12 protein-coding genes and 1 pseudogene are annotated in these 12,176 nt (G+C 66.8%); 6 read left to right on the top strand and 7 right to left on the bottom strand.

The genetic code is table 11. From position 1 onward, the window contains the following. Window positions 1-5 precede the first annotated feature (5 nt). The 7 genes and pseudogenes from ASF16_RS12130 to ASF16_RS12100 form a co-directional block, all read right to left on the bottom strand. A complete protein-coding gene (locus ASF16_RS12130) occupies window positions 6-485 on the bottom strand; it encodes a rhodanese-like domain-containing protein (protein WP_056169053.1) in 480 nt (159 codons plus the stop codon). A gap of 165 nt (window positions 486-650) precedes the next feature. After that, window positions 651-1,880, bottom strand: a pseudogene (gene solA, locus ASF16_RS26770) (N-methyl-L-tryptophan oxidase). Beyond that, window positions 1,877-3,229 (bottom strand): LLM class flavin-dependent oxidoreductase, encoded by a 1,353-nt coding sequence (locus ASF16_RS12120; RefSeq protein WP_056167202.1) that lies wholly within the window; start codon window positions 3,227-3,229, stop codon window positions 1,877-1,879. The pseudogene solA and the gene ASF16_RS12120 overlap by 4 nt, the downstream one beginning before the upstream one ends. Before the next feature lie 81 nt (window positions 3,230-3,310). Beyond that, entirely contained in the window at window positions 3,311-4,183 is an 873-nt protein-coding gene (locus tag ASF16_RS12115) for an ABC transporter permease (protein WP_056167199.1), read from the bottom strand. After that, window positions 4,180-5,073: an ABC transporter ATP-binding protein gene (locus tag ASF16_RS12110; protein ID WP_235507350.1), complete on the bottom strand. Its 894-nt coding sequence runs from the start codon at window positions 5,071-5,073 to the stop codon at window positions 4,180-4,182. The genes ASF16_RS12115 and ASF16_RS12110 overlap by 4 nt, the downstream gene beginning before the upstream one ends. Before the next feature lie 2 nt (window positions 5,074-5,075). Then, window positions 5,076-6,086: an ABC transporter substrate-binding protein gene (locus ASF16_RS12105; protein WP_056167197.1), complete on the bottom strand. Its 1,011-nt coding sequence runs from the start codon at window positions 6,084-6,086 to the stop codon at window positions 5,076-5,078. Between the two features lie 30 nt (window positions 6,087-6,116). Beyond that, a complete protein-coding gene (locus tag ASF16_RS12100; protein WP_056167195.1) occupies window positions 6,117-7,004 on the bottom strand; it encodes a TauD/TfdA family dioxygenase in 888 nt (295 codons plus the stop codon). Window positions 7,005-7,351: 347 nt separating this feature from the next. Between ASF16_RS12100 and ASF16_RS12095 the strand changes: the two genes are divergently transcribed. The 6 genes from ASF16_RS12095 (at window position 7,352) to ASF16_RS12070 (ending at window position 12,130) form a co-directional block, all read left to right on the top strand. Then, window positions 7,352-8,191, top strand: coding sequence for an ABC transporter substrate-binding protein (locus ASF16_RS12095; protein ID WP_056167193.1), 840 nt, complete (start codon window positions 7,352-7,354; stop codon window positions 8,189-8,191). Between the two features lie 99 nt (window positions 8,192-8,290). Beyond that, window positions 8,291-8,986 carry an amino acid ABC transporter permease gene (locus ASF16_RS12090; protein ID WP_056167190.1) on the top strand — a complete coding sequence of 232 codons (696 nt, stop codon included), beginning with the start codon at window positions 8,291-8,293 and terminating at the stop codon, window positions 8,984-8,986. Between the two features lie 16 nt (window positions 8,987-9,002). After that, window positions 9,003-9,734, top strand: coding sequence for an amino acid ABC transporter permease (locus tag ASF16_RS12085; RefSeq protein ID WP_056167187.1), 732 nt, complete (start codon window positions 9,003-9,005; stop codon window positions 9,732-9,734). Then, on the top strand, window positions 9,731-10,477 hold the full coding sequence (locus ASF16_RS12080) for an amino acid ABC transporter ATP-binding protein (protein WP_056167185.1): 747 nt from the start codon (window positions 9,731-9,733) through the stop codon (window positions 10,475-10,477). Before ASF16_RS12085 ends, ASF16_RS12080 begins: the two co-directional genes overlap by 4 nt. Before the next feature lie 152 nt (window positions 10,478-10,629). Beyond that, window positions 10,630-10,944 carry an HU family DNA-binding protein gene (locus tag ASF16_RS12075; RefSeq protein WP_369817143.1) on the top strand — a complete coding sequence of 105 codons (315 nt, stop codon included), beginning with the start codon at window positions 10,630-10,632 and terminating at the stop codon, window positions 10,942-10,944. A gap of 193 nt (window positions 10,945-11,137) precedes the next feature. Beyond that, complete coding sequence (locus ASF16_RS12070) at window positions 11,138-12,130, top strand: tripartite tricarboxylate transporter substrate binding protein (protein WP_056167178.1); 993 nt, start codon at window positions 11,138-11,140, stop codon at window positions 12,128-12,130. Window positions 12,131-12,176 lie beyond the last annotated feature (46 nt).

The raw sequence follows: 12,176 nt of genomic DNA, 5'->3' as shown, positions 1-12,176 counted from the left end.
GCGGTTCAGTCCTGCACCCAGGGCAGGCCATGAAAGCGCCAGCCATCACTGCCGCCGCGCTGCTGGCGGTCGTCGATCTCGCCCTCGAAGCCTTCGAGCACATTGAACACATGGCGGAAGCCGACGGCGGCTGCCGCCTCGGCCGCGAGCACCGAGCGCTTGCCGCTGCGGCACAGCAGCAGCACCACGGCGTCCTTGCCGCCGTCCTTGGCGAGCTTGGCCTCCAGCTCCCGCACGAAGCGGGGGTTGCGCGTCAGCGCCGTGCCCGTGGCCCACGCCACGTGCAGGCTGCCGGGCACATGGCCGACGAACTTGCGCTCTTCGGCGGAGCGCACGTCCACCAGCAGGGCCTGGCCCTCGCGCACCAGATCCCAGGCGGCCGGGGGCTTCACACCGCCGGCGTAAGAGAGTCCTTGCTCCACCGACGCCTGGCGCACCTGCTCCAGGGCTGTGGGCAGCACGGCGTCTGCGGTTTCGTAGGTCATGAAATGGCTCCTGGCAATGAATTCGGTGGTGATAGTCATCGAATCTACGGGCCCAGCCATCGATCACAAACGAATAAAAACTCCGTTCAAAATTACCTAAACATCCTTAGGCAATCCGCAGGCAGCCATCGTCCTCGGCAGGGTGCCGCGCTGTGTGCGTATCGCTCAGGCGCCCGCCGGCGCAAACCGCCCTGCCGACAAGGTCGAGAGGTCCGCCCATTCCGGCAGCCCCAGCACCCGCAGCGCCAGCACCTCGCCAATGGCGGCCGAATGCTTGAAGCCGTGCCCTGAGCACGGCGACGCCACATGCACGCCCGGCCAACCCGGCAGGCGGTCGATCACAAAACCGTGGTCCGGGCTGACGGTGTACAGGCACGCATGGGCCTCCGTGCACCGTGCCTGACTGGCGTTCAGCCGGGGCTGCACGTAGCGGCGCAGCATGTCGTCTGCCTCGGCCGGGGCCACGGTGCGGTCCACCGCCTGGGGCGTGGTGGTGGCCTGGTACTGGGCGGTGGCGATTTTCAAAGCCGGCGCGCCAGGGCCCACGGCGGGAAAGCCGTAGAACGAGTTGCCCTCTTCATCCCCCAGCGCCCAGATGAACACCGGAAACTGCGCAGGCCCGAAAGCCGCGGTGTCAGTCCCGACATCGAACCAGAACATCACCTGGCGGTACACCCCCAACTGCCCGGCCAGCGGTGCGCTGTGCAGCGCCCCGCCCGCCTGCACCAGCTGCGGCAGCCATGCGCCCGCGGCCAGCACCACCTGGTCCGCGCGGTAGGTTCCGCGCGTGGTGGTGACCACCGTTGCATCGCCCTGCGGCTCAAGGGACAACACCGTCTCGTGGGTGTGCACCTCGGCGCCGTGCGCCTGCGCCACCTGCAGCTACGCGCCAATGGCCACCTCGGGCCGCACGAAGCCTGCATCGCGCTCCCAGTAGGCGAACTCGTCGCCGCGCAGCTTGAACTGCGGGTAGCGGCGGCGCAGGTCGGCCGTGTCCAGCACCTCGTGCGCAATGCCGTGGCGCTGGGCAATACCGATGGTGCGGCGCACGAAGTCGTCGGGCTTGCCCGCGCGGGCGGTGGCACCTTCGCGCGGGCCCAGCACCAGGCCGTGGGTGCGGGTGTAGATGGATTGGCCCGTGGCGGCCTCCAGTTCAGCCCAGATCTCGTGCGAGCGGCGCACCAGGGGGACGTACTGGTCGCCCTCGCCCACCGCCAGCCGGGTGATGCGGGTCTGGCCGTGTGACGAGCCCAGGGTGTGCGGCGGTGCGAACTGGTCCAGGCCCAGCACCCGCGCCCCGCGCCGCGCCAGCTGGTACAGCGTGGCTGCGCCCATGGCCCCCAGGCCCACGACGACGGCGTCGTAGTGCGGAATATCTTGGGTGGGCGAACTCATGCCGTGGCCCCGGCACGCCGCGCAGGGTGCGCGGGCCGCGACAGGCCCAGGTGCTCACGCAAGGTGGTACCTGCATAGTCCTTGCGGAACAGGCCCCGGCGCTGCAGCTCGGGCACCACCAGCTCGGCAAAGTCCTTCAGGCCATGGGGCAGCGTCGGCGCCAGCACATTGAAGCCGTCGGCCGCGCCGGTGGTGAACCAGTGCTCCAGCTGGTCGGCGATGGTCTCGGGCGTGCCCACCAGCGTCCAATGGCCCCGCGCGCCGGCCACTTTTTCGTACAGCTGGCGAATGCTCAGCCCCTCGTCGCGCGCCATCTTGGCGAACAGTTCCTGGCGGCTCTGCCAGCCTTGAGTAACGGGCAGATCTTGCGGAAACGGGCCGTCGACCGGGTAGGCGGACAGGTCGGCATTGCCCAGGAAGGTGGACAGCAGCCCCACGCCCAGCACCGGGTCGATCAGGCCCTGCAGTTGGTCGAACTTGTCCTGGGCCTCCTGCTGCGTGCGCCCCACGAAGGGCGAGATGCCCGGCAGGATCTTGAGCTGGTCCGGCGTGCGTCCATACGCCGCCAAGCGGCCCTTGAGCGACTGGTAGAACGCGCGCGCAGCTTCAGGCGTCTGCTGCGCGGTAAAGACTACTTCGGCGGCGGACGCCGCAAGGTCCTGCCCGTCGCTGGACGAACCTGCCTGCACCAGCACCGGGTAGCCCTGCGGCGAGCGCGGCGTCTGCAGGCCGCCATGCACCTTGAAGTGCTCGCCGTCGAACGCCACGCGGTGCAGGCGCTCGGAGTCGAAGAACTGGTTGGCCGCCTTGTCGTGGATGAAGGCATCGTCTTCCCAGGTGTCCCACAGGCCTTTGACGATCTGCACGTACTCGTGCGCGCGGGCATACCGGTGCGCATGGTCGAGCTGTTTGTCGAGGCCAAAGCTGCGCGCCTCGAAGTCGCTGCCCGACGTGACCAGGTTCCAGCCCGCGCGCCCGCCGCTGATCTGGTCGAGCGTGGCGTACTTGCGCGCCAGGTGGTAGGGCGGCAAGTAGGTGGTGGACACGGTGGCCACCAAGCCGATGCGCTCCGTGGCCTGCGACAGCGCCGACAGGGCCAGCAGCGGCTCCATCGGGTACCACAGCGCGTTCTTGGCGAGCACCGCATCGGGCGGGCCGGGCAGGCCCACGTTGTCGGCAAAGAAGATGGCGTCGAACTTGGCGGCTTCGGCGATCTGCGCCCATTCACGCAGTTGAGCGATGGAGCTGGCCGCGCCGGGGTTCACGTCCGGGTGGCGCCAGGCGGCCAGGTGGTGGCCCACGCCAAAGAAGAAGGCGCCCAGGTGCATGGTGGGAGAAGGTGTCGGCATGGAAGAAGGCGTTGCGCCCGTCGAGAATGAAAGAAGAAGGTTGCACGCCCCGCCCAGGGCCCGGGCAGGCCGCCACCGTGCTCAGCGCTGCTGCCCCCACTTGCGCACAGTCAGCCGCTCCAGTGTGGCAAATCCCAGGCTCTCGACCAGCAGCCCGATGAGCACCACCATGACCAGCCCCGCGAACACGCGGTCGGTGTAGAGCTCGTTGCGGTTCTGGAAGATGTACCAGCCCAGGCCGCCCTTGCCCGACGATGCGCCGAACACCAGCTCCGCAGCGATCAGCGTGCGCCAGGCAAAGGCCCAGCCGATCTTCAGGCCCGACAGGATGGCCGGCAGCGCAGCGGGTATGAGGATCTGCAGCACATACGGAATGCCCCGCAGGCCATAGTTGCGGCCGGCCATGCGCAGGGTCTCGGGCACGCCTTGAAAGCCCGCATAGGTATTGAGCGCCAGCGGCCACAGCACCGAATGGATCAGCACGAACACCAGGCTGCCGCGCCCCAGGCCGAACCACAGCAGCGCCAGCGGCAGCAGCGCAATGGCGGGCAAGGGGTTGAACATGGACGTGAGCGTACCGAGCAGGTCGCGGCCCAGCCGGGTGGACACCGCCAGGGTGGTCAGCGCGAACGCCAGCACCACGCCCGCCACATAGCCCTGCACCAGCACGAACAGCGACAGGCGCACTTTCTCGATCAGCTCGCCGCTCAGCAGGCCCTCGGCCAGCGCCTTCATCGTGGCGCTGAACGTGGGCAGCAGCAGATCGTTGTTCTGCCAGCGCGCGGCTACTTCCCACACGGCCGCGAGCACCGCCAGGATCACCGCCTTGCGCAGCCACTCCTGGCCCCAGATGCGGTCTGACAAGGGGAGCGCGCGCTCCACCGGCACGTCGCGAAACGGCTCCAGGGTGCGCTCGTATTCAGGCCGCACAGGCGGGTGCAAAAGTGGGCTCATGGCTGCGCGTGCCCTTCTTGGGTTTGTTCTTCTTCGAACAGCAGGTTATGAATGCGCTGCGCCGTGGCCTGGAAGTCGGCACCGCCCAGGCTCCCCAGGTGAAAGTCGTGGCTGTTGATCTCGGCGCGCATGCGGCCGGGGTGTGGCGACAGCAGCGCGATGCGATTGCCGACCACCAGCGCTTCTTCGATCGAATGCGTGACGAACAGCAGCGTGAAACGCACCTCGTCCCACAGCGCGAGCAACTCTTCCTGCATCTTGCGGCGCGTGAGCGCGTCCAGCGCGGCGAAGGGCTCGTCCATCAACAAAATGCGCGGCTGCATGGCCAGCGCCCGGGCAATGGCCACGCGCTGCTTCATGCCGCCCGACAGCTGGTGCGGATGCACATCGGCAAATTTATCAAGCCCCACCTTGGCCAGGTAGTGCAGGGCCCGCTCGGCGGCTTCTTTCTTGCCTACCGTGCGCGACGCGAGCAGCGGAAACATCACGTTCTGCTTGACGGTCTTCCAGGGCGGCAGCTGGTCGAACTCCTGGAACACCACGATGCGGTCCGGCCCGGGCGCGGTCACCCGTTGGCCACCCAGCCGGATCTCGCCTTCGATGGGTGCGATGAAGCCCCCCACCGCCTTGAGCAGCGTGGACTTGCCGCAGCCCGAGGGGCCCAGCAGCACGAAGCGGTCGGCCGCATGCACGTCGAAGCTGACCTGGTGCGTGGCGCGCACCACGCGTTCGGTGGTGCGGTATTCCAGGCTGACGCCATCGACCTGCAGCAGCGCGCCAGGCGCCGCCTGCACTGCGGCGGCAGGCGCCGGCGCGGCGTGCGGTGCATCCACTGCGGCTTCAGCCAGAAAGCCCTGCCGCAGCGCAAGGTCAGGCGCCAGCACGGGCATGGTCAGTTCCCCGCCGCGTTGTGCGCGTCTGCAAAGAAGTAGTCTTTGGCAGAGGCAGGCTTGTTCTTGATGGCGCCCACACGGTGCATGAACTCGGCCAGCGCATAGGTGTTCTGCGGCGTGATCTTGAACTGGACTTCGGGGTTCTTGATGATCTTGAGCAGCAGGTCGCGGTCGGTCTTGGCGTTGCTCACCTTGAGGTAGATGTCCGCCGCCTTCTCCGGGTTGGCGGTGACGAACTGCGAGGCCTCGTTCAGCGCATCGATGAAGGCCTTGTAGGTCTTGGGGTTCTCGGTGCGGAACTTGTCGGTGGCGTACAGCACGGTGGCCGACGAGGGGCCGCCCAGCACGTCATAGGACTTGAGCACGATGCGCGCCTGCGGGTTGCCGGCCAGCTCCTGCTCCTGGAACGGCGGGTTGCCGAAGTGCGCCGAAATCTCGGTGCCGCCCTTGATGATGGCGGCGGCTGCATCGGGGTGCGGCACCGCCACGCTGATCTTGTCGAGCTTGTTGAACTCCTTGTCGCCCCAGAGCTTGGCCGATGCCAGCTGCAGCACGCGCGACTGCACCGACACGCCCACGGCCGGCAGCGCAATGCGGTCCTTCTCGGTGAAGTCCGCAATCGTCTTCACGTTCGGGTTGTTGGTGACCAGGTAGTACGGGAAGTTGCCGAGGGACGCCACGCCCTTCACATCCTGCCGGCCCTTGGTGCGGTCCCAAATGGTGAGCAGCGGCCCCACGCCGGCGCCGGCGATCTCGATGTTGCCCGACAGCAGCGCATCGTTGACGGCGGAGCCGCCCGACAGCTGCACCCATTCCACCTTGGCATCCACGCCGGCGGCCTTGGCATGTTTTTCGATCAGCTTTTGCTCCTGCGCCACGTTGAGCAGCAGGTAGACGATGCCGAACTGCTGAGCAATGCGGATCTGCCCTTCCGCGTGGGCGCTGAGGGTGCCGAAAGCAAGGCCCAGGCCGGTGACGAGTGCAGCGGCTTTGCGCGTGAAGTTGTTCATGGCTTTGTGTTTCTCTCTGGAGGATGGTGGTCAGTACGGCGCGTCGCCCTGGATCGTGGTGCGGTGGAGCTTGCGGCGCAGGTGGTCAGGCGTGCCGGCGGCCAGGTGCATGAGGGACCGGTTGTCCCAGAAGACGAGGTCGTGGGGCTGCCAGTGGTGGCGGTAGATGAACTCGGGCTTGACGCTGTGCGCGAACAGTTCGGCCAACAGCGCATCGCTCTCTGCCTGCGGCAGGCCGACGATGCGCGTGGTGAAGTGTTCGCTGACAAACAGCGCCTTGCGGCCTGTCTCGGGGTGCGTGCGCACCACGGGCTGCACGGCGGGCGACACCTGGTCGATCTGCGCCTGCGAGAGCTTCGGGCGCCAGGGGTTCTTGGCGCGCAGCTCCTCGTACTTGGCGAGGTAACTGTGCTCGGCCTTGAGCGGCAGGATGCGCTGCTGCAGTTCGGGGCTCAGGGCCTCCCAGGCCAGGTGCTGGTCGGCGAACAGCGTGTCGCCGCCCTCGCTGGGAAGCTCCTGTGCGTGCAGCAAGGACCCCAGGCTGGGGTAGGCCTTGTACGAGATGTCGGAGTGCCAGTACACGCCCGCATCCCCTAAGCCGATGGGCTCGCCGTTGTCCTTGATGTTGGAGACGATGAGGATCTCCGGGTGCCCCTTCAGCTGGAACTGGTGCAGCACGTGAATCTCTAGCGGGCCGAAGCGCCGGCTGAAGTCCACATGGGCTGCAGGCGACACCTGCTGGTCGCGGAACACCAGCACATGGTGGTCCAGGTGCGCCTGGTGGATGCGGGCGAACTCGCTGTCGCTGATGGGCTGGGAGATATCGAGGCCCACGACCTCGGCGCCCACGGGCGCATCGAAGGGCCGTATCTCGAAGTTCTGTACGGGGGCAGGAGAACGGGTGGCAGTGGCAGTCATTGGGGGCTCTCGCGCTCGGGTCGCAGGGGCTGGTGCATGGAAGCTGCCGACTGTAGGGATGCTTCGTTCTACACGGAACGAATGATTTGTTGCTTGTTTATGAAATAAACATCCAAAGGAATCATCTGCCTGCGGAGTTGCAGCGGGCAAGCACGCTCGCACGGTAGCGCAGCCTTGTCGCGTCGTGCTGGTCAATGAACTGATTTGGATATGCGCTTTCCTTCGTTGGCCGCGTGGGGGCGCCCGCCTATCGTCGCGGCTCCCGCTGGCCCTGCGCCTTGCCGATGTGCAAGGGCATCTATAGACCAGCGCCTCATCCACCAGAAATACTTCATCAATCAATCACCATGCGACTGAAATTTTCATCCCTCACTGGTTTCATTGCGGCCACGGCGCTGGCGCTCGTGGGCATCACCGCCAAGGCCGACCAACTGGACGACATCAAGAAGAAGGGTGAGATCGTCTTCGGCGTTCTGGGCACCGACGAACCCAACAGCTTCGTGGACCCCAAGACCCGCGGCTTCATCGGCTACGAGATCGACATCGCCACCGCGGTGGCCAAGAAGCTGGGCGTCAAACCCGTGTTCAAGCAGTTGGCCGTGGCAGCGCGCATCCCCGAGCTGCAGCAGGGCCATGTGGACGTGCTGGCCGCATCCCTCACGCACAACAAGGAACGCGAGGCGCAGATCGACTTCGGCCTGACCCATTTCGTCACCGGCTCCAAGGTGCTGGTCAAGAAGAGCAGCGGCATCCAGAACGTGGCTGACCTGGCCGGCAAGAAGGTGCTGACCGTGAAGGGCGGCACGCAGGAGCCCAACCTGCTGCGCGCCGTGCCGACTGCCGAGGTCGTGACCTTCGAGAACACCCAGCAGGCCTTCCAGGCGCTGCAGCAGGGCAAGGGCATTGCCTACGTCAACGACGAGTCGTCGCTGTACAACGACGTGGCCAAGCTGGGCGCCAAGGGCGGCGACTACCTGATCCTTCCGCAGAACCTGAACGTCGAGCCGCTGGCCCTGGGCATCCGCAAGGGTGAAACCGCGCTGAAGAAGGCCATCGACGACACGCTGCGCGGCCTTGAAGCCTCGGGCGACGCCGAGAAGCTGTACGAAAAGTGGTGGGGCGCCCAGAGCAAGCTCAAGTTCGCCAAGCGCACGTTCCGCTTCGAATCGGACAAGGTGGACGGCTGAGCGCTGCACGCTGGTCCCCTGATCGCTGATCGCTGATCGCTGAAGGCCCAAAGGACGGCCTGCCTTTTCACACAGAGGCAGGCCGCCGCTTTTTGTTGTATGCCCACTTTCGATTTTTCGCTGCTGCTGGCAGGCCCCTACCACGCCATGCTCTGGGCAGGCCTGCGCCTGTCGCTGACCCTGCTGGCCGTCACGCTGCCCCTGGCACTGCTGCTGGGCCTGCTGGTGGCCGTGCTGCGCCTGGCGCCGCTGGCACCCTTGCGCTGGACCGGCTTTCTGTTCGTGGAGTCGCAGCGCAATATCCCGCTGCTCGCCCACATGCTGTTCTGGTACTTCGGTGCGCCCGAGCTCCTTCCGGACTCTGCCAAGGAATGGCTCTACCAGCACAACATCGAGGCCATCGCGGCCGTGGTGTCGCTCAGCCTGTATGCCGGCGCCTTCATGGCCGAGGACATCCGCAGCGGCATTCGGTCCGTGCCCACGGTGCAGCTGGAGGCTGCCCGTGCACTGGGCCTGGGGTTCGTCGCGGCCATGCGGCTCGTGGTGCTGCCGCAGGCCGTGCGCACCAGCGTGCCGCCGCTGGTGTCGCAGACCCTCAACCTGTGGAAGGACACCAGCATCGCCACCGTGATCGGCACGGCCGAGCTCATGTACCAGGCCGCCAAGGTGGAGAGCGCCACCTTCAAGAGCTTCGAGGCGTTCACCTTCGCCACGGTCAGCTACCTCGGCATCTCGCTGGCCATCACCGCCCTCGCAGCGTGGTACCAGCACCGGTACCCGCCGCGCTCGGCATGACAGGAGGCACACGTCCATGAGTTTTCTCGAGATGCTCGATGCCTACTGGCTCTTCTTCCTCATCGGCCAGTACCCCGACGGGCCGCTGGGCGGCCTGGCGCTGACGCTGCTCCTGGCGTCGTCCGCCCTGCTGCTGGCCATCCCCGCGGGGCTGCTGCTGGGCCTGGCCCGGGTCAGCCCCTGGGCCTGGCTGCGCTGGCCCGTGAGCGCGCTGGTGTTCGTGGTGCGCGGCACGCCGCTGTTGATGGTGATTTTCTGGGCCTACTTCTTCCTGCCCAGCATCACCGGGCACAAGACCGGCCAGTTCACCACCATGCTGATCGCCCTTGTGGTGTTCGACGCCGCCTACCTGGCGGAGATCGTGCGCGCCGGCATTCGCGGCCTGCCCCGGGGGCAGATGGAATGCGCGCGCTCGCTGGGCCTGCCGTACCTGGCGTCCATGCGCCTGGTGGTCCTGCCCCAGGCACTGCGCAACATGCTGCCGTCCCTCGTTAACCAGTTCGTCTCCACCATCAAGGCCACGTCGCTGGGCTACATCATCGGCCTGGCCGAGGTGTCGTTCATCGCATCGCAGATCAACACGCTCGTGTTCACGCTGCCCACGCAGGTCTACCTGGTGCTGGGGTTCACCTATTTCGTTCTGTGTTTCGGCCTGACGCGCTTCGCGGTATGGCTGGAGCGCCGGCTCGCACGGCGCCCTGCGCGCCAGATGCCTCTCCACGCCCCCGCTGCGGGGGCCGCACCATGATTACCTTCGACAACGTCAACAAGTGGTACGGCGACTACCACGCGCTTGCAGACATCACCGAGACCGTCGCCGCCGGCGAAGTCGTGGTCGTGTGCGGGCCGTCGGGCTCGGGCAAGTCCACGCTGATCCGCACCATCAACCGGCTGGAGCCCATCGACAAAGGCCGCATCACCGTCAACGGGCAGGACATCCACGCCCCCAAGCTCAACCTGAACGTGCTGCGCGCAGGCATCGGCTTCGTCTTCCAGCAGTTCAACCTGTTCCCGCACCTGACGGCGCTGGACAACTGCACGCTGGCGCCGGTCCATCTCCGCAGGGTGTCGCCGGACCAGGCCCGCCAGCGCGCGCTGGCCCTGCTGGACCGCGTGGGCCTGGCGCACAAGGCCAACGCCCACGCCGCCGAGCTGTCGGGCGGCCAGCAGCAGCGCGTGGCCATTGCCCGCGCGCTCACCATGGAGCCTCGCATCATGCTGTTCGACGAGCCCACGAGCGCGCTCGACCCAGAGATGGTGGGCGAGGTGCTGTCGGTGATGCGTGACCTGGCGCGCGACGGCATGACCATGGTGTGCGTCACGCACGAAATGGGCTTTGCACGCGAGGTGGCCGACCGCATCTGGTTCATGGACGCGGGGCGTGTGCTGGAGCGCGCCAGCCCCCAGGCGTTCTTCGACAGTCCGCAGCACCCCCGCGCGCGGCAGTTTCTGACGGACATCCGGGCGCCGCTGCCTGTCGCCGCCACCTGACGCGGCGTCTAACGCCGCCGCCAGACGCTTGGCCCGATGCAGGCGTTGTGAAAAAATGGGCATCCAGCGTCGCCGACATTGCATATGCGCAAAACAAGTGCGCCCGGCGGGTAGCGCTTGCGCTATAAATAGCGCACCTCATCCATCTTTGTGTGAAAGCATCCATGAACCGCGCAGAACTCGTTGATATCCTGGCTTCCAAGAATGATCTGTCCAAGGTTGCGGCCAACGCCGTGCTGGAGACGCTGATCGAGACCGTGCAGACGGCCGTCAAGAAGGGCGACACCGTCCAGCTGGTGGGCTTTGGCACCTTCAAGTCCGCCAAGCGGGCCGCCCGCACGGGCAAGAACCCTTCCACCGGCGCTGCCCTGAAGATCCCTGCCACCACCGTGCCCAAGTTCGTCGCAGGTGCCAAGTTCAAGGCCGCCGTCGACCCCAAGGCCGCCAAGCGCAAGGCTGCCAAGTAAGCAGGCCCTGCCGCTTCGGCACAACCGCCCCAGGCTTCGCCTCGGGCGGTTTTTTCGTTGTGCGGCCTGGGCGGGCGGAGCGCCGTCCATATGGCGCTTTGCAGCTAAGCATGTGACAAAACGGTCGTTCTCCTGACAGCGGCAGGGCCAGACAATCGCGCCTCCCCTGATTCTTTCCACGACCGCCACCACCATGCACGCCGCCGCAGCCCCCATCAAGTCCCTCGTCGTGCTGTGGCTCGCCGTGTGTGCAAGCTGTGCCGCACTGGCGCAGCCAGCGCCCGCCACGCTCTTCCCCAACAAGACGGTGCGCGTCACGGTGCACAACTCGCCCGGCAGTGCGCCCGATGTGCTGGCGCGCTACCTGTCGCAGCGCCTGTCCGAGCAATGGAAGCAGGCCGTGGTGGTGGACAACCGCGGCGCTGCTGGCGGCATCGTGGCGGCCGATGCGCTGGCCAAGGCGCCGGCGGACGGCCACAGCCTGCTGGTCGGTGGCGACGGCCCCATCACCATCCTGCCCAACCTGCAGAACAACCTGCCTTACAACGCCCAGCGCGACCTGGTGCCGGTGGTCTCGCTGGGTCATGTGGACTTCGTGCTGGTGGCTCACCCCAAGACGGGGTTCCGCAGCCTGGGCGACTTCGTGCGCGCCGCCAAAGCCCAGCCTGGGCGCTACAGCTATGCGTCGGCCGGCAACGGCAGTGCGCTGCAGTTCAGCATGGAGATGCTCAAGCAGCAGGCCGGCTTCTTCGCCACGCACATCCCCTACCGCGGCGGGCCCATGGGCCTGCAGGACGTGATTGCCGGGCAGGTGGAGGTGATGTTCATCGCCCTGGGCCCTGCGCTGCCGCACATCCGCAGCGGCAGGCTGACGCCCCTGGGCACCACCGGCGACAAGCGCAACGCCTTGCTGCCGGACGTGCCCGCCATTGCGGAAACCTATGCAGGCTACCGGTCAGGCACCTGGTTTGGCCTTTTCGCGCCCGCCAACACACCGCAGCCGGTGCTGGACACCATTGCCGCAGATGTGGGGCGCATCGTGCAGACGCCTGCGGCGCGCGCTGAGCTGTCCGCCCAGGGCATCGACGCCACGGGCTACCCGCAGCTGCAGTTCCAGCGCCAGGTGACTGCCGAGTTCGTGCGCTACGGCCAGATCGTGAAGACCGCCGGCATCAAGATCGAATAGATCCAGTCCATCGAGCGGGTCCGTCCATCGCACACCAAGCCGCCGT

The organism is Acidovorax sp. Leaf78, assembly GCF_001422735.1.
In the GTDB taxonomy this organism is placed as follows: domain Bacteria; phylum Pseudomonadota; class Gammaproteobacteria; order Burkholderiales; family Burkholderiaceae_C; genus Acidovorax.
Note: the sequence above shows the minus strand (reverse complement) of the source record. Positions and strands in the feature narration are given on the sequence as shown.

Coding starts and splice junctions, on each gene's coding strand:
- ASF16_RS12130 (WP_056169053.1), bottom strand. CDS start 485: ATGACCTACGAAACCGCAGACGCCGTGCTGCCCACAGCCCTGGAGCAG.
- ASF16_RS12120 (WP_056167202.1), bottom strand. CDS start 3,229: ATGCCGACACCTTCTCCCACCATGCACCTGGGCGCCTTCTTCTTTGGC.
- ASF16_RS12115 (WP_056167199.1), bottom strand. CDS start 4,183: ATGAGCCCACTTTTGCACCCGCCTGTGCGGCCTGAATACGAGCGCACC.
- ASF16_RS12110 (WP_235507350.1), bottom strand. CDS start 5,073: ATGCCCGTGCTGGCGCCTGACCTTGCGCTGCGGCAGGGCTTTCTGGCT.
- ASF16_RS12105 (WP_056167197.1), bottom strand. CDS start 6,086: ATGAACAACTTCACGCGCAAAGCCGCTGCACTCGTCACCGGCCTGGGC.
- ASF16_RS12100 (WP_056167195.1), bottom strand. CDS start 7,004: ATGACTGCCACTGCCACCCGTTCTCCTGCCCCCGTACAGAACTTCGAG.
- ASF16_RS12095 (WP_056167193.1), top strand. CDS start 7,352: ATGCGACTGAAATTTTCATCCCTCACTGGTTTCATTGCGGCCACGGCG.
- ASF16_RS12090 (WP_056167190.1), top strand. CDS start 8,291: ATGCCCACTTTCGATTTTTCGCTGCTGCTGGCAGGCCCCTACCACGCC.
- ASF16_RS12085 (WP_056167187.1), top strand. CDS start 9,003: ATGAGTTTTCTCGAGATGCTCGATGCCTACTGGCTCTTCTTCCTCATC.
- ASF16_RS12080 (WP_056167185.1), top strand. CDS start 9,731: ATGATTACCTTCGACAACGTCAACAAGTGGTACGGCGACTACCACGCG.
- ASF16_RS12070 (WP_056167178.1), top strand. CDS start 11,138: ATGCACGCCGCCGCAGCCCCCATCAAGTCCCTCGTCGTGCTGTGGCTC.